This window comes from Ruegeria sp. CG8, from assembly GCF_056537165.1.
Genome location: NZ_JBQFRA010000003.1, coordinates 580,568 through 604,360 on the forward strand (window position 1 = coordinate 580,568; position 23,793 = coordinate 604,360).

General features: G+C 60.3%; 19 protein-coding genes. 17 read left to right on the forward strand and 2 right to left on the reverse strand.

Annotated features, from left to right (window positions below; translation table 11 throughout):
• Position 1 precedes the first annotated feature (1 nt).
• The 7 genes from ACR0EF_RS13040 (at position 2) to rplA (ending at position 5,839) form a co-directional block, all read left to right on the forward strand.
• Positions 2–2,179, forward strand: a complete 2,178-nt coding sequence (locus ACR0EF_RS13040; RefSeq protein WP_170369977.1) for a heavy metal translocating P-type ATPase — start codon at positions 2–4, stop codon at positions 2,177–2,179.
• A 5-nt stretch (positions 2,180–2,184) separates the two neighbouring features.
• A complete protein-coding gene (gene ccoS / locus ACR0EF_RS13045; RefSeq protein WP_093964337.1) occupies positions 2,185–2,343 on the forward strand; it encodes a cbb3-type cytochrome oxidase assembly protein CcoS in 159 nt (52 codons plus the stop codon).
• A gap of 89 nt (positions 2,344–2,432) precedes the next feature.
• Positions 2,433–2,630, forward strand: coding sequence for a preprotein translocase subunit SecE (gene secE, locus ACR0EF_RS13050; protein WP_093964338.1), 198 nt, complete (start codon positions 2,433–2,435; stop codon positions 2,628–2,630).
• A gap of 247 nt (positions 2,631–2,877) precedes the next feature.
• Positions 2,878–3,411: a transcription termination/antitermination protein NusG gene (gene nusG, locus ACR0EF_RS13055; protein WP_093964422.1), complete on the forward strand. Its 534-nt coding sequence runs from the start codon at positions 2,878–2,880 to the stop codon at positions 3,409–3,411.
• A gap of 221 nt (positions 3,412–3,632) precedes the next feature.
• Positions 3,633–4,460 carry a DUF2189 domain-containing protein gene (locus tag ACR0EF_RS13060; protein ID WP_170373005.1) on the forward strand — a complete coding sequence of 276 codons (828 nt, stop codon included), beginning with the start codon at positions 3,633–3,635 and terminating at the stop codon, positions 4,458–4,460.
• Positions 4,461–4,689: 229 nt separating this feature from the next.
• Entirely contained in the window at positions 4,690–5,139 is a 450-nt protein-coding gene (rplK, locus tag ACR0EF_RS13065; protein ID WP_093964340.1) for a 50S ribosomal protein L11, read from the forward strand.
• Position 5,140: 1 nt separating this feature from the next.
• A complete protein-coding gene (rplA, locus tag ACR0EF_RS13070) occupies positions 5,141–5,839 on the forward strand; it encodes a 50S ribosomal protein L1 (protein ID WP_093964341.1) in 699 nt (232 codons plus the stop codon).
• Between the two features lie 65 nt (positions 5,840–5,904).
• Here rplA and ACR0EF_RS13075 read toward each other — a convergent pair whose 3' ends face one another.
• Positions 5,905–7,176 (reverse strand): DUF2254 domain-containing protein, encoded by a 1,272-nt coding sequence (locus ACR0EF_RS13075; protein WP_170373006.1) that lies wholly within the window; start codon positions 7,174–7,176, stop codon positions 5,905–5,907.
• Positions 7,177–7,507: 331 nt separating this feature from the next.
• On the opposite strand from ACR0EF_RS13075, the gene rplJ reads away from it, so the two are divergent.
• From rplJ to ACR0EF_RS13105, 6 genes are all read left to right on the forward strand, one after another.
• Complete coding sequence (gene rplJ, locus ACR0EF_RS13080; RefSeq protein WP_093964423.1) at positions 7,508–8,026, forward strand: 50S ribosomal protein L10; 519 nt, start codon at positions 7,508–7,510, stop codon at positions 8,024–8,026.
• A 79-nt stretch (positions 8,027–8,105) separates the two neighbouring features.
• On the forward strand, positions 8,106–8,483 hold the full coding sequence (rplL, locus tag ACR0EF_RS13085) for a 50S ribosomal protein L7/L12 (protein WP_093964343.1): 378 nt from the start codon (positions 8,106–8,108) through the stop codon (positions 8,481–8,483).
• Between the two features lie 251 nt (positions 8,484–8,734).
• Positions 8,735–12,871, forward strand: a complete 4,137-nt coding sequence (rpoB, locus tag ACR0EF_RS13090; RefSeq protein ID WP_170341436.1) for a DNA-directed RNA polymerase subunit beta — start codon at positions 8,735–8,737, stop codon at positions 12,869–12,871.
• A 50-nt stretch (positions 12,872–12,921) separates the two neighbouring features.
• Entirely contained in the window at positions 12,922–17,163 is a 4,242-nt protein-coding gene (gene rpoC / locus ACR0EF_RS13095) for a DNA-directed RNA polymerase subunit beta' (protein ID WP_170341438.1), read from the forward strand.
• Positions 17,164–17,331: 168 nt separating this feature from the next.
• Positions 17,332–18,468 (forward strand): HlyD family secretion protein, encoded by a 1,137-nt coding sequence (locus ACR0EF_RS13100; RefSeq protein ID WP_170373007.1) that lies wholly within the window; start codon positions 17,332–17,334, stop codon positions 18,466–18,468.
• A gap of 145 nt (positions 18,469–18,613) precedes the next feature.
• Entirely contained in the window at positions 18,614–19,483 is an 870-nt protein-coding gene (locus tag ACR0EF_RS13105) for a DMT family transporter (RefSeq protein WP_170373013.1), read from the forward strand.
• Here the strand turns inward: ACR0EF_RS13105 and ACR0EF_RS13110 are convergent.
• On the reverse strand, positions 19,468–20,274 hold the full coding sequence (locus tag ACR0EF_RS13110) for a putative rhamnosyl transferase (protein ID WP_170373008.1): 807 nt from the start codon (positions 20,272–20,274) through the stop codon (positions 19,468–19,470). The two genes, ACR0EF_RS13105 and ACR0EF_RS13110, sit on opposite strands and share 16 nt — an antisense overlap.
• A 374-nt stretch (positions 20,275–20,648) precedes the next feature.
• On the opposite strand from ACR0EF_RS13110, the gene rpsL reads away from it, so the two are divergent.
• From rpsL to ACR0EF_RS13130, 4 genes are all read left to right on the forward strand, one after another.
• Positions 20,649–21,020 carry a 30S ribosomal protein S12 gene (rpsL, locus tag ACR0EF_RS13115; RefSeq protein WP_005980675.1) on the forward strand — a complete coding sequence of 124 codons (372 nt, stop codon included), beginning with the start codon at positions 20,649–20,651 and terminating at the stop codon, positions 21,018–21,020.
• A gap of 15 nt (positions 21,021–21,035) precedes the next feature.
• Positions 21,036–21,506: a 30S ribosomal protein S7 gene (gene rpsG / locus ACR0EF_RS13120; RefSeq protein ID WP_093964348.1), complete on the forward strand. Its 471-nt coding sequence runs from the start codon at positions 21,036–21,038 to the stop codon at positions 21,504–21,506.
• Positions 21,507–21,524: 18 nt separating this feature from the next.
• The gene (gene fusA / locus ACR0EF_RS13125; RefSeq protein ID WP_170360942.1) at positions 21,525–23,642 is read left to right on the forward strand and encodes an elongation factor G; all 2,118 of its coding nucleotides are present in this window, start codon (positions 21,525–21,527) and stop codon (positions 23,640–23,642) included.
• Positions 23,643–23,702: 60 nt separating this feature from the next.
• Positions 23,703–23,793 (forward strand): GTP-binding protein (locus ACR0EF_RS13130; protein WP_215675807.1); only part of this gene is annotated, 91 nt, incomplete at its 3' end.

Here is a 23,793-nt window from a genome sequence, read left to right on the forward strand (position 1 = left end):
GATGTCGTCGCAGGTGACATCCGGGACCGCAGCCTGTCCGGGCTGCATCGCGGCTCCGGCGGAACCGGCCAGGCCGGTTCCGGTCGACGTTCAGATCGCGCTGTCACTGCCGGGCATTCATTGCTCGGCCTGTATTGCCAATGTCGAACGTGCGTTGAACGCGCACCCCGGCGTACAGGACGCGCGGGTCAACCTGACGCTCAAGCGCGCTCTGATCAAGGCGGGGCCCGAGGTTCGGGCAACGGATCTGATCCCGGTCCTCGATCGGGCCGGGTACGAGGCGCATGAGCTGGATCCGGGTGCCCTGTCAGCCACGCAATCGGACAAGGCAGGGCGGGACCTTCTGATGCGGCTCGCGGTCGCCGGCTTTGCATCCATGAACGTGATGCTGCTGTCAGTGTCCGTCTGGTCCGGCGCCACCGACGCGACGCGCGACATGTTTCACTGGATTTCGGCGGCCATCGCCCTCCCGGCCATTGCGTTCTCGGCCCAACCGTTTTTTGCCAACGCGTGGAGCGCGCTGCGTGTTCGCCGCCTGAACATGGACGTGCCGATCGTTCTGGCAATCCTGCTGGCCTTGGTCACTTCGCTTTGGGAAACGGCGCTGAGCGGTGAGCACGCCTATTTCGATGCGGCTTTGACGCTGACGTTCTTTCTGCTGGCGGGGCGCTATCTGGATTACCGCACCCGTGCCGCGGCCCGCTCGGCCGCGGAAGAGCTGACAGCCCTCGAGGTGCCGCGCGCCATCCGTTTTGTTGACGGGGCCGAGCGCGAGGTCGCTGTTGCCGAACTGGCCGTCGGTGACCTGATCCTGGTGCGACCAGGGGGGCGGATGCCGGTGGACGGCAAGATCGCGACCGGTGAATCCGAGTTGGACCGGTCTTTGCTGACCGGTGAAACCCTGCCGGTATTCGCCCAGCCGGGAACACAGGTCAGCGCGGGTGAGGTCAACCTGACCGGGCCGCTGACCATTCAGGCAACGGCGGTGGGCGAAGAGACTTCGCTGCACCGCATGGCCGATCTTGTGGCCATCGCGGAATCCGGGCGGTCGCGCTATACGTCCTTGGCGGACAAGGCGGCCAAGCTTTATGCCCCCGGGGTTCATATCCTGTCCGCACTCAGTTTCGTTGGCTGGTACATCTATTCTGGCGATCTGCGCACAGCGCTGAACATCGCCGCCGCGGTGCTGATCATCACCTGCCCCTGTGCTTTGGGGTTGGCGGTTCCTGCGGTCACCACCGCAGCCTCAGGGCGGCTGTTCCGCAAGGGGATGCTGATCAAGGACGCCACGGCGTTAGAGCGGTTGGCCGAGGTCGACACCGTGGTGTTCGACAAGACCGGAACGCTCACATCAGGCGCGCCCCAACTGGTCAACGGTGGCGAACACACATGCCGTGAGATCGAGATCGCTCTGGCCTTGGCACAGGCTTCGGCGCATCCGCTGGCGGTCGCCCTGACCCGGGCCGCTCGGGCCGAGGGGTATACCCCGGCCGAGGTTGAAAACGTCACCGAAATTCCCGGTCACGGGACCGAGGGCCAGTTTCAGGGGCAACTCGTGCGGCTGGGCCGAGCCGAATGGGTGGGCGCGACGGAAGGTGATCACACCGCGGCCTGGTTGGCGGTCGGGGACGATCGCCCGGTCGAATTCCGCTTTGCAGACTCATTGCGCCCCGGCGCTTCCGATGCGGTCGCGGCTTTGCGCGATGCGGGCAAGGACGTCATCCTCATGTCCGGGGACACGACCAACGCCGTGAAAGCTCTGGCCGAGAAGCTGGGGATCGAGACTTGGATCGCGCGGGCGCTGCCGCAGGACAAGGCGCGACACATTCAGAAGCTGGCAGACCAAGGCCGCCGGGTTTTGATGGTCGGTGACGGGTTGAACGACACAGCCGCGCTGGCGGCGGCCCATGCGTCGATCTCTCCGGCATCGGCACTGGATGCGGCCCGCGTGGCTTCGGACATCGTCCTGCTGGGCAATGACCTGTCGCCGATCGCCGATGCCTGCCATACTGCTGTCCGGGCGACGAAGCGCATCCGCGAGAATTTTCAGATTGCGACGATCTACAATGTCATCGCGGTGCCTTTGGCCGTTGCCGGCCTTGCGACGCCCTTGATCGCGGCCTTGGCGATGTCCACATCGTCGATTACCGTATCCCTGAACGCTCTGCGCCTGAGGTGATCCGAATGGAAGTTCTGGCCTATCTGATACCGATTTCGCTGCTGTTGGGCGGTGTTGGGCTGGTGGCGTTCATCTACACGGTCCGCAGCAACCAATATGACGACCCCGAAGGCGATGCCCGACGGATTCTGAGCAACGAGTGGGATGATCGCCCCAAGTCCTGACCGGGTGCAATCGTGATGTCGACGGCCCTTGAAATTGCCGCAATGCCCGGCTATGTCCGGCCCATCCGCTAGCAGAGAGACCAAGCCTAATGGCCACCACAAACCCGATCCAGTTCATTCAGCAAGTCCGTGCCGAAGTTGCAAAGGTCGTCTGGCCGACGCGGCGCGAGGTTCTGCTGACCACGGTCATGGTGTTCATCATGGCGGCTCTGACTGCCGTGTTCTTTGCTCTGGTGGATTTGGGCATTCGCGGCGGTCTGCAACTGATCCTGGGTATGTTCAGCTAAAGCCGACTGCCGGGTCCCGTCGGGTCGCGCCGAGACGCGCCCGCTTCGGGCGCCCGACCGGCACTGCCCCCTTGCACAGCAGGCAATGTCAGAGTAGTTGACGCGGGACCTTTCGGGATGGGCGTGCGGCGATTCGGACTGCGCGCCGCTTTTTATTCCGGAACACGCGGCCGGACCGCGACAAAATTTCAATTCAGGTGCGTCCGCCCGACGCGGCGCGCCAAAGGCAAACAAGGACGACAGGTTCATGGCGAAACGGTGGTACTCGGTCAGCGTTCTTTCGAATTTCGAAAAGAAGATCGCAGAGCAGATCCGCACGTCGGTGGCCGAGCACGGCCTTGAGGACGAGATCGACGAGGTTCTGGTTCCCACCGAAGAGGTGATCGAGGTGCGCCGGGGCAAGAAGGTCACGACTGAACGCCGTTTCATGCCCGGCTACGTACTGGTGCACATGGAAATGTCGGATCAAGGCTATCACCTGATCAACTCGATCAACCGGGTCACCGGTTTCCTGGGTCCGCAGGGCCGCCCAATGCCGATGCGCGACGCCGAGGTGAACCAGATCCTCAACCGTGTTCAGGAAGGTGAGGAAGCACCCAAGCTGATGATCAGCTTCGAGGTTGGCGAGAAGGTCAAAGTCAACGACGGCCCGTTCGAGGATTTCGACGGTATGGTCGAGGGCGTGGACGACGAGAACCAGAAGCTGAAGGTTACCGTCTCGATCTTCGGGCGCGAAACTCCGGTCGAGTTGGACTTTACGCAGGTCACCAAGCAGAGCTGATCATTCCTGCAGGAACTGATCGTGCAGGAATCGAACGCGCCGCCGTAACAGGCGGCGCAACTGTTTCTGGTGCTTGCCGGTAAGGTTTCGCCACAGCCTTGGCCGCTTGCCCTAACTCCTTGCCTGATGCACACTTATGCTTGGTACAGGTATGACCGTTGCGCAGCCGGGCTCATGGGCCAGAGGATTTGCGCGCAGTGATGCTTTGGGAGGACTCTGTCATGACATCCAAGGCTGCAGGCCCCACGCCACCCGACAAGCTGACCCCGCCTCAGCGGACGATGCCTATGGTCAACACGGTCACCGCCGCCGACATCACCGACTCGCTGAAGGCCGGGTTCTCCGACTTTCTGGCGCGTCCCATCATGAGCGGATTTTTCGGACTGTTCTATGCCGTCTTCGGGTTTCTGCTGGTCTGGAGCCTGGTCTGGCTTGGAAAGATTTGGATGATCATTCCTGCCGTCGTGGGATTTCCGCTGGTCGCCCCTTTCGCCGCTGCAGGCCTCTATGAGATGTCGCGTCGACTTCAGGCCGGAGAGGATTTTGGCTGGTCGGAAATACTGACGGTCATGGCCAATCAGCGTAAGCGGGAAATGGGCTGGATGGCCTTCGTTACGCTGTTCGTTTTCTGGGTATGGATCTACCAGGTTCGGCTTTGGTTGGCGATCATCCTGCAGAATGCCTCGTTTTCGGATTTCGACGGTTTCCTGAACACCGTGTTCTTTACCCCCCAAGGCTGGGCTTTCCTGGCAGTTGGCACCTGCGTCGGCGCGTTTCTGTCCGCCGTTCTGTTTTCGGTGACTGTTGTTGCCATGCCCTTGCTGCTGGATCGCGACACCGATTTCGTAACGGCCATGCTTACATCGCTCCGCGTTGTCGCCGAAAGCCCTGTGGTCATGCTTGGCTGGGCGGCCATCATCTCGGTCACTATGCTGTTGTCGCTGGTGCCGGCGTTTCTGGGGCTTGTCTTTACGTTGCCGATCCTTGGGCATACTACTTGGCATCTCTACCAGCGCGCCGTTCAGCCGGAGGCGTCTGCCGATCGATAGCGGGGGCGGAGCCTGCATGCCGACGAACGCCTTGGGAAGGTGGCTTCGCCAGCCATCCGGTTTTCAGTGGCATGCTCTTGCCAACCCATTCGTTCCCCTGTAAACGCCGCCCCTATCGTCTTCGGGCGAGATTCTCTCGTGGGAGATCGCAGGGATCGCGATTCCGGATCGGACCACGCAACATAAAACCGGATGGGACGCGTCCCATTCACGTTGAAAGGAAAACCAAATGGCCAAGAAGCTTGCTGGTACGATGAAGCTGCAGGTTCCTGCAGGTCAGGCGAACCCGTCGCCGCCAGTTGGCCCGGCGCTGGGTCAGCGCGGCATCAACATCATGGAATTCTGCAAGGCGTTCAACGCCAAAACCGCAGACATGGAGCCCGGCGCTCCGTGCCCGACCGTGATCACCTACTATCAGGACAAGTCCTTCACCATGGACATCAAGACGCCGCCCGCGTCTTACTACCTGAAGAAGGCGGCCGGTCTGAAGCCGGTCGGCAAGCGTAACCGCCCCCGTGGCGCGGAGAACCCCGGCCGTGAGACCGTGGCAACCGTGACCACCAAGCAGGTGCGCGAGATCGCCGAAGCCAAAATGAAGGATCTGAACGCCAACGACGTCGAAGGCGCAATGAAGATCATCCTGGGCTCGGCCCGTTCCATGGGCATCGAGGTGAAGTAAGATGGCAAAACTCGGTAAACGTACCCGCGCAGCGCGCGAAGCCGTCGCCGGCAAGGAAAACCTGTCGGTCGAAGAGGCAGTTGCACTGGTCAAGGCCAACGCAACGTCGAAGTTTGACGAAACCATCGAAATCGCCATGAACCTGGGCGTTGACACCCGTCACGCAGACCAGATGGTGCGCGGCGTCGTCGGTCTGCCGAACGGCACCGGCAAGGACATGCGCGTTGCTGTCTTCGCGCGCGGCCCCAAGGCTGATGAGGCGAAAGAAGCTGGTGCGGACATCGTCGGCGCCGAGGACCTGATGGAAAGCATCCAGGCCGGCAACATCGACTTTGATCGTTGCATCGCAACCCCGGACATGATGCCGATCGTCGGTCGTCTGGGTAAGGTTCTGGGCCCCCGCAACCTGATGCCGAACCCCAAGGTCGGCACCGTGACCATGGACGTGAAAGCGGCCGTGGAAGCAGCCAAGGGTGGTGAAGTCCAGTTCAAGGCGGAAAAAGGTGGTGTCGTACACGCAGGCGTCGGCAAGGCGTCGTTCGACGAAGCCAAGCTGGCGGAAAACGTCCGCGCCTTCATCTCGGCCGTTGCCAAGGCGAAGCCGTCGGGCGCCAAGGGCACCTATATGAAGAAAATCGCGCTGAGCTCGACCATGGGCCCCGGCGTGACCGTGGATGTGGCGCAAGCTTCGGGCGAATAAGCCGAAACGTTCTTTCGGAAATTCGAACCCCGGGCGGTCATGCTGCCCGGGGTTTTCTTTTGCTCTCAGATAGCAGGTTCGACTGTGACCTGATTGGGTATTTCGCGCACGCGTGCCTTGTCGGACTCCAGCCTGAGGTCGCGCTCGGCAACGGTCAATGCCTGGTTCGCAGCCGCCCGAGCCGCGGTTGTCATTGCTCCGTCTTGAGTCTGCGTCAGTCGGGTCAGCGCCCTGAGAATGGCCTCGTGGACTTCGACCTTGTCACCGGCATCCCGGGAAATGGCCGCATAAGCGTCACGAAGGAATGTGTCGAACGCGATCTCCGGGGCATGGATTCTCGGGAACTGCGGGTCGGCGGGTTGGGTGGGCCGCGAGCCAAGTGGCAGGAGAACCCGCAGCAACCTCTCGACCATCTGAATTGCCGTCATCGGGTCGTTGATACCCGGCGAGAGCGCGCGCTGTGCGATTTCCGACAGGGTTTGAATGCCAAAGCGGGGGTCTTGATTGAAGCTGCGCTCGGTCCCGATCACGAAGGCTTCCCGGATGGTTTCACCATCCATTTTCCGGGTCGCTCTGGCCAGGGGTTGGCCTTCGGTCACGAACTGCCCCGGCAGCGCCATGATCCAGATCTCGCAGTCGTTCTCTTCGGCGCAGGAATGCAGCATGCCGACATCCACGTGGCGCACGTTCCCAGTCGAACTGGCCCGCACGTCGTGCCCGGTTCGCGGAACATCCGCGGCGGCTTGATATGGAATGGCGCCGAGGCACGGCAGTTCCATGGCTCGGGTCATGGTGTCCCTGGCGTTTTTTTCTATCTTGCGTGCCGTTTCGGAGATGCTGCCATAGCTGGGCAATTGGTCGATCCAGAGCAAGAGCGCCAGTGTCACCAAAAAGATCACCACCAAGGTGAACGCAAGCGCAACGGCGATGGACTGCTGGGTATAGACCCCGGTTTCGACAAGGATCAACGATACGAGCGCGAAGATAAATGCGCCGAGAAACGTGGCCAGCACGTTTTGCGAGACACTGTCTTCTTCGATCACCTGCTGGGCGCGCGGAGAGGACTGGTTCGACGCCCATCGCTGTGCCGCGACCATGATCGACAGAGAAAAGGTCGTCACCGCCAGCATGGACGACGCCAGAATGCCGAGGATCTTTGCCACGGCCTCGGTGCTCAGCCGTTGTGCGAGAAAGTCGGGGACGAAGCCGCCGAGGTAGGTGCCAATCCCCGCGCTGACCACGGCGAGAGCGGCGATCAGGCTGGTACGAACCCATAATTGGCGAGAAATCTGACGAAACAGGAATTGCGGCTTGGAAATGGATTTCAACTTGATCATCCGTTGATCCTGTTCGGGTTTGCGGTCATTGTCTACCGGCTTGGGGTTCGGTCAATTTACCCCTTGGAAACCCCGGCCATCTGCCCTAAAGAGGGCTGCGGAATAAAGCGTGCGATTCGTCGTGCGCTTTATTTCGTTTCGTCCAAGACGGTGGGTGGGTCCTTCCGGCCCCTTAATTCCCTGCCTGAGACGGGTAAGACCAAAGAATTTCGAGGGTCCTGACCCTCGGGCGCATTTTGGCCAATCCCGTAACAACGGACCTGAACGCCGGGGCGCAGCCCTCGGCAAATATGAGCCGGGGTGAAGCATCGCCCCTAACTTGGAGAGAACTGTGGATAGAGCCCAGAAAGAGAAAGTGGTCGAGGAACTCGGCCAAATCTTCGAAAGCTCTGGCGTCGTAGTGGTTGCTCACTACGCCGGTCTGACAGTTGCCGAGATGCAGGACCTTCGCGCACGTGCTCGTGACGCGGGCGGCTCCGTGCGTGTTGCCAAGAACAGGCTCGCCAAAATCGCCCTCGACGGTAAGCCATGTGCGAGCATTGCTGACCTGCTGACGGGTATGACTGTTCTGACCTATTCCGAGGACCCCGTGGCAGCAGCCAAGGTGGCCGAGGACTTCGCCAAGGAGAACCAGAAGTTCGAGATCCTTGGCGGTGCAATGGGCGAGAACGCTCTGGACCGGGCTGGTGTCACAGCCGTGTCGAAAATGCCGTCGCGTGAAGAGCTTATTGCTTCGATCGTGGGCTGCATCGGCGCGCCTGCTTCGAACATCGCCGGTGCAATTGGCGCACCTGCAAGCAACATCGCAAGCATCCTTTCCACCATCGAAGAGAAGGCGGAAGCTGCGTAAGCGGTTGGCACTGAATGATCTGCGTGGGGCACATGCCCTGACGTTGGAACACACACTGTAAACGGAAAGAGCTGATACAATGGCTGATCTGAAGAAACTGGCAGAAGAGATCGTTGGTCTGACCCTGCTGGAAGCACAAGAACTGAAAACCATCCTCAAGGACGAGTACGGCATCGAGCCCGCAGCAGGCGGCGCCGTCATGGTCGCAGGCGCAGCTGGCGATGCCGGCGGTGCAGCTGAGGAAGAGAAAACCGAATTCGACGTCGTTCTGAAGAACGCCGGCGCTTCGAAAATCAACGTCATCAAAGAAGTTCGCGGCATCACCGGCCTGGGCCTGAAAGAAGCCAAGGAACTGGTCGAAGCCGGCGGCAAGATCAAAGAAGGCGTGGACAAGGCAGAAGCCGAAGAGATCAAGGGCAAGCTGGAAGCAGCTGGCGCCGAGGTCGAGCTGGCCTAAGCCTGTCTTTCGGTGCATCGCGGATGCGCCGTGGAATTTGGCTGGGCCCGGAGAAATCCGGGTCCAGCCGAACCTGTCTTAGAAAGGGCCTCAAGTGCTGGGGCGTTTTCTAAGACGCGGTTCGCGGATCGGGAGGCTACCATTCGGGACGGTGGCCACGAATTGATCCGGACGTGTCGTCTCGTATGTGCAAGGCGCCGGGGCCCGACGGTGTTTTTGCCCGCTGAGAACATCGAAAGGTGACATCTGACATGGCTCAATCGTTCCTTGGCCAGAAACGTCTTCGGAAATACTACGGCAAAATCCGCGAAGTCCTGGAAATGCCGAACCTCATCGAGGTCCAGAAATCCTCCTATGATCTATTCCTGCGCTCTGGCGATGCCGATCAGCCGACCGACGGCGAAGGTATCAACGGCGTGTTCCAATCGGTCTTTCCGATCAAGGATTTCAACGAAACTTCCGTGCTGGAATTCGTGAAATACGAGCTGGAAAAACCGAAATACGACGTTGAAGAGTGCATGCAGCGTGACATGACCTACAGCGCGCCGCTGAAGGTCACCCTGCGCCTGATCGTGTTTGATGTCGACGAAGACACCGGGGCCAAATCGGTCAAGGACATCAAGGAACAGGACGTGTTCATGGGCGACATGCCCCTGATGACACCGAACGGCACCTTCATCGTGAACGGCACCGAGCGTGTGATCGTGTCCCAGATGCACCGGTCGCCCGGTGTGTTCTTCGACCACGACAAGGGCAAGACTCACTCCTCAGGCAAGCTGCTGTTTGCCTGCCGCATTATCCCGTACCGCGGCAGCTGGCTGGACTTCGAGTTCGACGCCAAGGACATCGTCTACGCCCGCATCGACCGTCGCCGCAAACTGCCGGTGACCACGCTGCTCTATGCCCTGGGCCTGGACCAGGAAGCGATCATGGACGCGTATTACGACACCGTGTCCTACAAGCTGAACAAGAAGAAGGGCTGGGTCACCCCGTTCTTCCCCGAACGTGTGCGCGGCACCCGTCCCACCTATGACCTGATCGACGCAAAAAGCGGTGAAGTGATTGCCGAAGCCGGCAAGAAGGTCACCCCGCGCGCGGTCAAGCAGCTGATTGACGAGGGCAAGGTTACCGACCTACTGGTGCCGTTCGACCACATCGTCGGCAAGTTCGTCGCCAAGGACATCATCAACGAAGAAACCGGTGCGATCTATGTCGAAGCCGGTGATGAGCTGACCCTGGAATATGACAAGGATGGCGAGCTGATCGGCGGCACCGTGAAGGAGCTGATCGATGCCGGCATCACCGATATTCCGGTTCTGGACATCGACAACATCAACGTCGGTCCGTACATCCGCAACACCATGGCGCAGGACAAGAACATGGGCCGCGAAAGCGCGCTGATGGACATCTACCGCGTCATGCGCCCGGGCGAGCCGCCCACCGTCGAGGCTGCGTCGGCTCTGTTCGACACCCTGTTCTTCGACAGCGAGCGCTATGATCTGTCGGCCGTTGGCCGCGTGAAGATGAACATGCGCCTGAACCTGGATGCTCCGGACACCCTGCGGACACTGCGCCGCGAAGACATCGTGGCCTGCATCAAGGCACTGGTGGAGCTGCGTGACGGCAAGGGCGACGTGGACGACATCGACCACCTGGGCAACCGTCGTGTGCGCTCGGTCGGTGAACTGATGGAAAACCAGTACCGCGTCGGCCTGCTGCGGATGGAACGCGCCATCAAAGAGCGTATGTCGTCGGTCGAGATCGACACCGTCATGCCGCAGGACCTGATCAACGCGAAACCGGCGGCGGCCGCGGTGCGTGAATTCTTCGGCAGCTCGCAGCTGTCGCAGTTCATGGACCAGACTAACCCGCTGTCGGAAGTCACCCACAAACGCCGCCTGTCGGCGCTTGGCCCGGGTGGTCTGACGCGCGAGCGTGCGGGTTTTGAGGTGCGCGACGTGCACCCGACCCACTATGGCCGGATGTGCCCGATCGAAACGCCGGAAGGCCCGAACATCGGTCTGATCAACTCGCTGGCCACCTTTGCCCGCGTGAACAAGTACGGTTTCATCGAAACCCCCTATCGCGTCGTGAAAGGCGGGCAGGTGACCGACGAGGTCCACTACATGTCCGCGACCGAGGAGATGCGTCACACCGTGGCCCAGGCCAACGCGACGCTGGATACGGATGGCAAGTTCATCAACGATCTGGTCTCGACCCGTCAGGCCGGTGACTACACGCTTGCCCCGCGCGAGAACGTGGACCTGATCGACGTTTCGCCGAAGCAGCTGGTCTCGGTTGCGGCCTCGCTGATCCCGTTCCTTGAAAATGACGACGCCAACCGCGCTCTGATGGGCTCGAACATGCAACGTCAGGCGGTTCCGCTGCTGCGGGCCGAGGCGCCGCTGGTCGGTACCGGGATTGAGGAAAAGGTTGCGATCGACTCGGGTGCTGCGATCCAGGCGAAACGTGCCGGCATCATCGACCAGGTTGATGCCCAGCGTATCGTTATCCGGGCCACCGAAGATCTGGAACTGGGCGACGCTGGCGTTGACATCTATCGTCTGCGCAAGTTCCAGCGTTCGAACCAGAACACCTGCATCAACCAGCGTCCGCTGATCAAGGTGGGTGACACCGTCCAGAAGGGCGAGGTCATCGCTGATGGCCCGTCGACCGATATGGGTGAACTGGCCTTGGGCAAGAACGTGGTCGTCGCGTTCATGCCGTGGAACGGTTACAACTACGAAGACTCGATCCTGATCTCGGAACGTATCGCACGTGACGACGTCTTTACCTCGGTCCATATCGAGGAATTCGAAGTCGCCGCCCGTGACACCAAGCTGGGTCCGGAAGAGATCACCCGCGACATCCCGAACGTCGGTGAAGAAGCGCTGCGCAACCTCGACGAGGCGGGCATCGTTTACATCGGTGCGGATGTTGAGCCGGGCGATATTCTGGTAGGCAAGATCACTCCGAAGGGCGAAAGCCCGATGACCCCGGAAGAAAAGCTGCTGCGCGCCATCTTTGGTGAAAAGGCATCTGACGTGCGCGATACCTCGCTGCGCGTGAAACCGGGCGATTACGGTACGGTCGTCGAAGTCCGCGTCTTCAACCGTCACGGTGTCGAGAAAGACGAGCGTGCGCTGCAGATCGAGCGTGAGGAAGTCGAACGTCTGGCCCGTGACCGGGACGACGAGCTGGCGATCCTTGACCGCAACATCTATGCGCGTCTCAAGTCGATGATCCTGGGCAAAACCGCCGTCAAGGGGCCGAAAGGCGTCAAGGCGGGCTCGGAGATCACCGAAGAGCTGCTCGAGTCGCTGACCCGCGGTCAGTGGTGGCAGCTGGCGCTGGAAGACGAGAAGGACGCCCAGATCGTCGAGGCTCTGAACGAGCAGTACGAGGTGCAGAAACGCGCCCTGGATGCCCGTTTCGAGGACAAGGTCGAGAAGGTCCGCCGTGGCGACGACCTGCCGCCGGGCGTGATGAAGATGGTCAAGGTCTTCATCGCCGTGAAGCGCAAGCTGCAGCCGGGCGACAAGATGGCCGGCCGTCACGGGAACAAGGGTGTGATCTCGAAGGTCGTGCCGATGGAGGACATGCCGTTCCTTGCGGATGGTACTCCGGTAGACTTCTGTCTGAACCCTCTGGGCGTGCCGTCGCGTATGAACGTCGGTCAGATCCTTGAAACCCACATGGGTTGGGCCGCGCGCGGTCTGGGTCTGAAGATCGACGAGGCGCTGCAGGAATACCGCCGCTCGGGCGACCTGACGCCGGTTCGTGACGCGATGAAACACGCCTATGGCGAGGATGTCTACGAAGAGGGCATCAGCGGCATGGACGAAGATCAGCTGATCGAAGCGGCCAGCAACGTGACCCGCGGTGTTCCGATCGCAACCCCAGTCTTTGACGGCGCCAAAGAGGCCGACGTCAACGACGCGCTGATCCGCGCCGGTTTCTCGGAAAGCGGTCAGTCGATCCTGTTCGACGGCCGCACCGGCGAGCAGTTCGCGCGTCCGGTGACCGTGGGCATCAAGTACCTGCTGAAACTGCACCACCTGGTGGACGACAAGATCCACGCGCGTTCGACCGGGCCGTACAGCCTGGTGACCCAGCAGCCGCTGGGCGGCAAGGCGCAGTTCGGTGGTCAGCGCTTTGGTGAGATGGAGGTCTGGGCTCTGGAAGCTTACGGCGCCGCCTACACCCTGCAGGAGATGCTCACCGTGAAATCGGATGACGTCGCCGGCCGGACCAAGGTCTATGAGTCGATCGTCAAGGGCGAGGATAACTTCGAGGCGGGCGTACCGGAATCGTTCAACGTTCTGGTTAAAGAAGTCCGTGGCCTCGGCCTGAATATGGAACTCCTGGATGCGGAGGTTGAGGAGTAAGGGCGCTGCCCTTTCTCCCGTCCCCCCTTCCGCAAGATTTGAGGTAACAAATGAACCAGGAAATCACCAACAACCCGTTCAACCCGCTGACGCCGCCCAAGGTTTTCGACGAGATCAAGGTCTCGTTGGCGTCGCCCGAGCGGATCCTGTCTTGGTCCTATGGCGAGATCAAGAAACCCGAAACCATCAACTACCGGACGTTCAAGCCCGAACGTGACGGCCTGTTCTGCGCCCGTATCTTTGGCCCGATCAAAGACTACGAATGTCTGTGCGGCAAATACAAGCGGATGAAGTATCGCGGCGTCGTCTGCGAGAAATGCGGTGTGGAAGTCACCCTGCAGAAGGTTCGCCGCGAGCGTATGGGCCACATCGAACTGGCCGCGCCCGTCGCTCACATCTGGTTCCTGAAATCGCTGCCGTCCCGCATCGGTCTGATGCTGGACATGACGCTGCGCGATCTGGAACGCGTTCTGTACTTTGAAAACTACGTCGTCATCGAGCCCGGTCTGACGGACCTGACCTACGGCCAGATGCTGACCGAGGAAGAGTACATGGACGCGCAGGATGCCTATGGCATGGACGCGTTCACCGCGAATATCGGTGCCGAAGCCATCCGTGAGATGCTGGCCCAGATCGATCTGGAAGCCGAAGCCGAGCAACTGCGCGCTGATCTGGCCGAAGCCACCGGCGAGCTGAAGCCCAAGAAGATCATCAAGCGTCTGAAGGTTGTTGAATCCTTCCTCGAGTCCGGCAACCGGCCCGAGTGGATGGTGATGACCGTGATTCCGGTCATTCCGCCGGAACTGCGTCCGCTGGTTCCGCTGGATGGTGGCCGTTTTGCAACGTCGGATCTGAACGATCTGTATCGCCGTGTCATCAACCGGAACAACCGTCTGAAGCGCCTGATCGAACTGCGTGCACCTGACATCATCGTCCGCAACGAAAAGCGGATGCTGCAGGAATCTGTTGATGCTCTGTTTGACAACGGCCGTCGTGGCCGCGTGATCACCGGCGCCAACAAGCGTCCGCTGAAATCGCTGTCGGACATGCTGAAAGGCAAGCAGGGCCGCTTCCGTCAGAACCTTCTGGGCAAGCGCGTCGACTTCTCGGGCCGTTCGGTCATCGTGACCGGTCCGGAACTCAAGCTGCACCAGTGTGGTCTGCCCAAGAAGATGGCGCTGGAATTGTTCAAGCCGTTCATCTACTCGCGCCTTGAAGCCAAGGGTCTGTCTTCGACCGTGAAGCAGGCGAAGAAGCTGGTCGAGAAAGAGCGTCCCGAAGTGTGGGATATCCTCGACGAGGTGATCCGCGAACACCCAGTCATGCTGAACCGTGCGCCGACACTGCACCGTCTTGGCATTCAGGCGTTCGAGCCGGTCCTGATCGAAGGTAAAGCCATCCAGCTGCACCCGCTGGTCTGTTCGGCCTTCAACGCCGACTTCGACGGTGACCAGATGGCCGTTCACGTCCCGCTGAGCCTTGAGGCGCAGCTGGAAGCGCGTGTTCTGATGATGTCGACGAACAACGTTCTGTCGCCTGCAAACGGCGCTCCGATCATCGTTCCGTCGCAGGACATGATCCTGGGTCTCTACTACGTGACCCTGGAACGCGAAGGCATGCCCGGCGAAGGCAAGGTCTTTGGTTCGATCGACGAAGTCCAGCACGCGCTGGACGCGGGCGAGGTGCACCTGCACTCGAAAATCACCGCGCGGATCACCCAGATCGACGAAGAAGGCAACGAGGTTCAGAAGCGTTTTGAAACCACGCCGGGCCGTGTTCGCTTGGGGGCTCTGCTGCCCAAGAACAACAAGGCACCGTTTGAACTGGTCAACCGCCTGTTGCGGAAGAAAGAAGTGCAACAGGTGATCGACACCGTCTACCGCTACTGCGGCCAGAAAGAGTCGGTGATCTTCTGCGACCAGATCATGTCGATGGGCTTCAAGGAAGCTTTCAAGGCCGGTATTTCGTTCGGCAAGGACGACATGGTGATCCCCGAGGACAAGTGGGGCATCGTGGACGAAACCCGCGAACAGGTGAAAGACTTCGAACAGCAGTACATGGACGGCCTGATCACTCAGGGCGAAAAGTACAACAAGGTTGTCGATGCCTGGTCGAAGTGTAACGACCGCGTAACCGAAGCCATGATGCGCACCATCTCGGCCGTGGCCAAGGATGAGGGCGGCGCTGACAAAGAGCCAAACTCGGTCTACATGATGGCGCACTCCGGTGCGCGTGGCTCGGTAACCCAGATGAAGCAGCTGGGCGGTATGCGCGGCCTGATGGCCAAGCCGAACGGCGACATCATCGAGACGCCGATCATCTCGAACTTCAAGGAAGGTCTGACCGTTCTTGAATACTTCAACTCGACCCACGGTGCCCGTAAGGGTCTGTCGGATACCGCTCTGAAGACGGCGAACTCGGGCTACCTGACCCGTCGTCTTGTTGACGTGGCGCAGGATTGCATCGTGCGCGAGGTTGATTGCGGAACCGACCGTGCGATCACGGCTGAGGCCGCGGTCAATGACGGTGAAGTCGTCGCGTCGCTGGCGGAACGCGTTCTGGGCCGTGTGGCCGCAGATGACGTTCTGCGTCCGGGAACCGACGAGGTCATCGTCGCCGCCGGACAGCTGATCGACGAACGCATGGCCGATACGATCGACGAGGCCGGTGTTGCCTCGATGCGCATCCGCTCGCCTCTGACCTGTGAGTCCGAGGAAGGCGTCTGTGCAACCTGCTACGGTCGTGACCTTGCACGCGGGACCATGGTGAACACCGGTGAGGCTGTCGGCATCATCGCCGCGCAGTCGATCGGTGAACCGGGTACGCAGCTGACGATGCGGACCTTCCACATCGGTGGTGTTGCGCAAGGTGGTCAGCAGTCGTTCCAGGAAGCGAACCAGGACGGTGTCGTTGCCTTTGAGAACCCGCAGATTCTGGTCAATGCCGCCGGCGAAAGCCTGGTCATGGGCCGGAACATGAAGCTGGTGATCAACGACGAACACGGCGAAGAGCGCGCCAGCTTCAAGCTGGGCTACGGTTCGAAGCTGTTCGTCAAGGAAGGCACCAAGGTCAAGCGCGGCGACAAGCTGTTCGAGTGGGACCCCTACACCCTGCCGATCATCGCCGAGAAAGCCGGTACCGCAAAATACGTCGACCTGGTTTCGGGCATTGCTGTCCGCGACGAGACCGACGATGCAACCGGCATGACCCAGAAGATCGTGATCGACTGGCGCGCCGCCCCCAAAGGCAGCGATCTGAAGCCCGAGATCATTCTGGTGGACGACAACGGCGAGCCGGTCCGAAACGATGCGGGCAACCCGGTTCACTATCCGATGTCTGTGGACGCGATCCTGTCGGTCGAAGACGGTCAGAAGATCGAAGCCGGTGACGTTGTTGCGCGTATTCCGCGTGAAGGCGCCAAGACCAAGGACATCACCGGTGGTCTGCCGCGTGTGGCCGAACTGTTCGAAGCGCGTCGTCCGAAAGATCACGCAATCATCGCGGAAGCCGATGGTTACGTGCGCTTTGGCCGCGACTACAAGAACAAGCGTCGCATCAGCATCGAGCCGGTCGACGAGTCGCTGGAGACGATCGAGTACATGGTGCCCAAGGGCAAGCACATCCCGGTGCAGGAAGGCGACTTCGTGCAGAAGGGTGACTACATCATGGACGGCAACCCGGCTCCGCATGACATCCTGTCGATCATGGGTGTCGAGGCGCTGGCTGACTACATGATCAACGAGGTGCAAGAGGTCTACCGCCTGCAGGGTGTGAAGATCAACGACAAGCACATCGAAGTCATCGTGCGCCAGATGCTCCAGAAGTGGGAGATCTTGGACTCGGGCGACACCACCCTGCTGAAGGGCGAGCATGTCGACAAACAGGAGTTCGACGCGGCCAACGAGAAGACCATCGCACGCGGTGGTCGTCCGGCCCAGGGCGAGCCGATCCTTCTGGGGATCACCAAGGCATCGCTGCAAACGCGTTCGTTCATCTCGGCGGCGTCGTTCCAGGAAACCACCCGTGTGCTGACCGAAGCTTCGGTTCAAGGCAAGAAGGACAAGCTGGTTGGCCTGAAAGAGAACGTCATCGTCGGCCGTCTGATCCCGGCCGGTACCGGTGGTGCGACACAGCGTGTTCGCCAGATCGCGCAGCAGCGTGACAATGTCGTCATCGAGGCACGTCGCGAAGAGGCCGAGGCCGCAGCCGCGCTGGCCGCTCCGATGATGGATGATGACATGGTCGGCGATGAGCTGGACTCGCTGGTGGAAACTCCGGAAAGCCGGGAATAATATCGGCGACGAGAAACTCAGAAAGGCCCTGCGGTTCCGCGGGGCCTTTTTTGTTTCGGCCGGTGCCGGAAGCGGCCAGGGTTCGATCCAAACACTGTGATTTCAAATGGAACTGCTGCATACTCAAAAATCAGAATGTGGTAATGGAATTGCTCCCGTCATCACTGTTTGGAACTCAACACGGGTCTTGATCGGATGCTCATAGTCCTTGGATTGTATTTTGGCGTGATTTGGCTGGTCTTCTCCAAGTTCAGCCTGCTGCCCTGGAATGGCTTCTGGAAGACCGTTTCATACGGTGGGGCCGCCGTCGTCGCGTTGGTTGTCATCGGCGCACTCAACCACACGGCGCCTACGGGGCCTGTGTCGGTTCTGGGTGTTCAGACAAGCATTGTGCCTAATGTCTCCGGAACGGTCGTCGAAGTTGCCGTTGAGCCGAACCAGAAGGTCAACGAAGGCGATCTCTTGTTCAGAATCGATCCCGAGTTCTACGTGCTCGAGGTAGCGCGGCTGGAGGCATCTCTGGAAGCCGCCCGGTCGGCAGCGGACCAATTGACCACGGATCTGGCGGCTGCCGAAGCCGATATCGCTTCATTGACCGCGCAACTTGTTTTTGGGCAGCAGCGGCGGGATGACATCGTTCAACTGGAAGAGCGTGGCGCATCCACCACCTTCAAACTGCAGGAAGCGGTCGCGACGATCGAACAGCTCACTGCAAGCATTCGTGCAGCAGAAGCGCGAAAAGCGGGGCTGGAGCGCCGGATTGCAGCTCAGATCGACGGTGAGGATGTGGCGGTCGTGGAGGCCGAACAGGCGCTTGCGCAGGCCGAATGGAACCTCAAGCAGACGGAAGTCTACGCGCCGGGCGACGGGATCGTCAGTGCGGTCACGCTGCGCCCGGGCAATCGCGCGACAACCTTCCAGGGCGCATTGACCTTCATAGATCCGACGAACCACGCGTTGGTGGCCTCGCTGCCCCAATCCAGCCGTTCCAATGTCGGCCTTGGCGATGAAATACGTGTGGCGCTGCGAACCCAGCCGGGATCCGAGATCACGGGAACTATTTCGGGGTTTCCGCCGGCCCTGTCTGAGGGCGCATTGGATCTCCGCTCCGGTTTACCTTCGATGCGCGAACTTGTCGGGATCACCAGCTTTCCGGTCCTCATCGAACTTCCTGGCGATGTACCTCTGAAAACACTTCAATTCGGGGCGTCGGGCACCGCGCTTGTGATGACCGACAAGGCCGGGCCGATTTCGCCACTTGCAGAGATACTGTTCTGGGTCACGCAGAAGCTGAACTACCTGTAGGCGGCAACGCAGAAACCCACCCCATGGCAGTGATCAGGTACAATTGCGATCGGACCAAACAAAATCGAATTGGCCGTATCACAAGTTGACAATCTGCTCAGGTGAGATGCCAATGCCGGGACCAGATTGAAACCGGGCCATGGCAATGACACCGAACGTCAAAGGCGCCCTGCTGATGATGGGCAGCATGGCCGCATTCACTGTGAACGACACGCTGGTCAAAGCGGCTGGTCAGGAGGTGCCACTGTTCCAACTGGTGGCTCTGCGTGGGTTGTTGGCGACCATCCTGGTTTTTGCGTTGGCGCGGCATCTGGGGGCATTGCATCTGCGGTTCGGGCGGAACGACCGCTGGTTGGTGGCTTTTCGTTGCGTGGCGGAATTGTCGGCGACGTTCTTCTTCCTCACGGCTTTGATGCACATGCCGCTGGCCAATGTGACCGCGGTTCTGCAAGCCCTGCCGCTGACCGTAACCCTGGGTGCGGCCCTGTTCTTTTCGGAACAGATCGGGTGGCGGCGGATCATGGCCATTGCATTGGGGTTTGCAGGCATGTTGCTGATCGTGCGACCGGGTCCGGACGGATTCAGCATCTATGCCATGTATGCCTTGATTGCCGTCATCTGCGTGACGGCTCGGGATTTGATCACCCGCCGAATGTCGCCCGAGGTGCCGTCGATGGTCGTCACTTTGGCAACCTCATTGACGATTACCACCGGTGCGGCAATTGCCTCGGTCTTCCAGGGTTGGGTGCCGATGACGGCCGGGTCGGGGATGTTGATTGCCTCGGCAGCAGTTTTCGTCCTGCTGGGGTATCTCTTCAGCGTCATGGTGATGCGCGTTGGCGAGGTCAGCTTTGTCGCGCCGTTCCGATACTCGAGCCTGATCTGGGCCTTGGGTCTGGGATGGGCGGTATTCGGAGATTGGCCTGACCGGATCACTATGCTGGGTGCCGCGCTGGTGGTCACCGCGGGCCTGTTCACCCTCTTTCGCGAGCGGGCACTTCAGGCGTCCGAATAGACGCGTCGGACCACCGCCGGATCAATTGCAAACCGGGTTTCGAACTGCTTTGCCAGAGCGGGGGTCAACGGTTCCAGCTTGGCCTTGCTTGTGCGGGTGTTGGGTGAATCGTTGAACCCGTTGAGAGTGCGCACCCACATCGGCGGTTCGTTCTGACTGATGACTGGCATGAAGTTGCCGATCTTTTGGTGGGCAAAGTTCATGATCGTCAGCTCACAACCGCCGCGCACATACATCCCAAAACCAACACCCAGCAGGGACCGGTGAACCGGCGTGGCCTGGATTCCGCTGGCGTCGAACCGGGCAAGAAAGCCGTGATTGAAATCGATGGCAACCATCTTGTTGCGCCGCACCAGCCCTTCGGCTTCCTGAACCGCGCGGCGCAGCAATTCGACGAAATCCACCGCAATCGCATCGTCGTCATCATGACGGAATTGCAGGCATGGCAGGTCAGGGTTCAAGCGTGCCCGGTTCAGGACGTCCTTCATCACAGAGCGATGCCGGCCGGGTTCCCGCGAGACGATTTGCACTTGTTTCATGCCCGAAGTCAGGTCGTTCAGACGATCGCGGGCGACCCGAGGCAGGCAGGTCCCGGTCACGATCACAAACTGAAACCGCGGATCCGTCTGGGCGCGCAGGGCGGGCAGGGCGCAGGTCTCGAACAGGCGGAACCGCTCGTCCAGACGCCGGGGGTCATACAGATAGCGCCGGCGCGCTTCGACCGACGCGTGCATGGTCTGGAACCCGCCGACGGCCGGGTAGGAGAAACGGCACAGACCAATGACTTGCATCTTCACTTCCGGTAGGAATACACCAGTGCGGACTATGCCCCGAGGGATGTGACACCGCAACCGATGTCGCTTCCGCCGCGACGCACGGCTGCAAGGCGGGCGGGCATCTGCCGGGGCTGTTGACAGTCGGGCCGACTCCCCCTATACGCCCGTCATCTCGGTACCGGGGGCCGCCCCAAAACCGATTTCAGTATTGAACTGGTCAAGGCCCGGACAATTTTGCAGTTCGCGCCCTCTGATAACCAACCGCGACGTTCACCTCGGAATGGGAACGCTCGCGGGTTTTGCGCTTGTGGACGCATTGGCGCAGCGAAGTTAGCCGCACGCAACGCGCGTGCATGTCATGTGTGTTGCAAAACGGGGAAGAAACCGGAATGCCAACTATTCAACAGCTGATCCGCAAACCGCGGCAGCCCAAAGTAAAACGCTCGAAGTCCATGCACCTGGAGCAGTGCCCGCAGAAGCGCGGCGTTTGCACCCGCGTGTACACCACCACGCCGAAGAAGCCGAACTCGGCTATGCGTAAGGTTGCCAAAGTGCGCCTGACCAACGGTTACGAAGTCATTTCGTACATCCCGGGTGAAAGCCACAACCTGCAAGAGCACTCGGTTGTTCTGATCCGTGGCGGCCGTGTGAAAGACCTTCCGGGTGTCCGCTACCACATCCTGCGTGGTGTTCTGGATACCCAGGGCGTCAAAGACCGTAAGCAACGTCGTTCTAAATACGGCGCGAAGCGTCCCAAGTAAGAAGGAGAGGCTGATATGTCACGTCGTCACGCCGCCGAAAAACGCGAAGTCCTGCCTGACGCCAAATTTGGCGACAAGGTCCTGACCAAGTTCATGAACAACCTGATGATCGACGGCAAGAAGTCGGTCGCAGAGCGTATCGTCTACAACGCCTTCGACCGCGTTGAGAGCAAGATCAAGCGCGCTCCTGTCGAGGTGTTCCACGAAGCACTCGACAACATCAAGCCGTCGGTCGAGGTTCGCTCGCGCCGGGTTGGTGGTGCAACCTACCAGGTTCCGGTCGAAGTGCGCCCCGAGCGCCGCGAAGCTCTGGCCATCCGCTGGCTGATCACCGCCGCGCGCGGCCGCAACGAAAACACCATGGAAGAACGCCTCGCCGGCGAACTGCTGGACGCCGTACAGTCCCGCGGTACAGCCGTTAAGAAGCGCGAAGACACCCACAAGATGGCCGAGGCGAACAAAGCCTTCAGCCACTATCGTTGGTAATCCCAGAGGCTTATCCAAATGGCACGCGAATATCCGCTCGAACTATACCGTAACTTCGGTATCATGGCGCACATCGATGCAGGCAAGACCACCTGCTCGGAGCGTATCCTGTATTACACCGGCAAATCCCACAACATCGGTGAGGTGCACGATGGTGCAGCCACTATGGACTGGATGGAGCAGGAGCAGGAACGCGGCATCACCATCACTTCGGCTGCGACCACCACCTTCTGGGAGCGCACCGAGGACGGTCAGACCGCCGATACCCCCAAGCACCGCCTGAACATCATCGACACCCCCGGCCACGTTGACTTCACCATCGAAGTCGAGCGTTCGCTGGCGGTTCTCGACGGTGCCGTCTGCGTTCTGGACGCAAACGCCGGTGTTGAACCCCAGACCGAAACCGTGTGGCGTCAGGCTGACCGCTACAAAGTTCCGCGCATGGTCTTCGTCAACAAGATGGACAAGATCGGCGCCGACTTCTTCAACTGCGTTCGCATGATCGAAGACCGCACCGGCGCGCGCGCCGTCCCTGTCGGTATCCCGATCGGTGCAGAGAACGAGCTGGAAGGCCTGATCGACCTGGTCACCATGGAAGAATGGCTGTGGCAGGGCGAAGACCTGGGCGCAAGCTGGGTCAAAGCTCCGATCCGCGACAGCCTGAAGGACATGGCTGAAGAATGGCGCGGCAAGATGATCGAAGCGGCCGTCGAAGAAGACGACGACGCGATGATGGAATACCTGGAAGGCAACGAGCCCGACATTCCGACCCTGCGCAAACTGCTGCGCAAGGGCACCCTGGCGCTGCACTTCGTGCCGGTTCTGGGTGGTTCGGCGTTCAAGAACAAAGGTGTTCAGCCGCTGCTCAACGCCGTGATCGACTATCTGCCCAGCCCGCTGGACGTTGTCGACTACATGGGCTTCAAACCCGGTGACGAGGAAGAAGTCCGCAACATCGCGCGTCGCGCTGACGATGACATGGCCTTCTCGGGCCTGGCGTTCAAAATCATGAACGACCCCTTCGTTGGCTCGCTGACCTTCACCCGGATCTACTCGGGCGTTCTGAACAAGGGCGACTCGATCCTGAACTCGACCAAAGGCAAGAAAGAGCGCATCGGTCGTATGATGATGATGCACTCGAACAACCGGGAAGAGATCGAAGAAGCGTTCGCAGGCGACATCATCGCTCTGGCGGGTCTGAAAGACACCACCACCGGTGACACCCTGTGCGATCCGAAGGATCCCGTGGTTCTGGAAACCATGACCTTCCCCGATCCGGTGATCGAGATCGCGGTCGAGCCCAAAACCAAGGGTGACCAGGAAAAGATGTCTCAGGGTCTGGCCCGTCTGGCCGCCGAAGACCCGTCCTTCCGCGTGGAAACCGACCTGGAATCGGGTCAGACCATCATGAAGGGCATGGGCGAACTTCACCTGGACATCTTGGTCGACCGTCTGAAGCGCGAGTTCAAGGTCGAAGCCAACATCGGTGCGCCGCAGGTGGCCTATCGTGAGACCATCTCGATGCCGATCGAACACACCTACACCCACAAGAAACAGTCGGGTGGTTCGGGTCAGTTTGCTGAGGTCAAGCTCGAGATCACTCCGACCGAACCGGGCGAAGGTTATTCGTTCGAAAGCCGCATCGTTGGCGGTGCCGTTCCGAAGGAATACATCCCGGGTGTCGAAAAAGGCATCCAGTCCGTCATGGACAGCGGCCCGCTGGCCGGCTTCCCCGTGATCGACTTCAAGGTTGCCCTGCTGGACGGTAAATTCCACGACGTCGACTCGAGCGTTCTGGCGTTCGAAATCGCGGCGCGGATGTGCATGCGCGAAGGTCTGAAAAAGGCCGGCGCGAAACTGCTGGAGCCGATCATGAAGGTCGAAGTGATCACCCCGGAAGAGTACACCGGCGGTATCATCGGCGACCTGACTTCGCGTCGGGGCCAGGTCTCTGGGCAAGAGCCGCGCGGCAACGCGATTGCGATCGACGCATTCGTGCCGCTGGCCAACATGTTCGGCTACATCAACACTCTGCGTTCGATGTCGTCGGGCCGCGCCCAGTTCACCATGCAGTTCGACCACTATGATCCGGTTCCGCAGAACATCGCGGAAGAGATCCAGGCAAAATACGCATAACCGAAAAATAGAGGGAGCCTGCTGCCCGGGCTCCCTTCATTTCCGAAAAAGGAGGCCATCATGGCAAAGGAAAAGTTTGAGCGTACAAAACCGCACGTCAACATTGGCACGATTGGCCACGTTGACCACGGCAAGACGACGCTGACCGCAG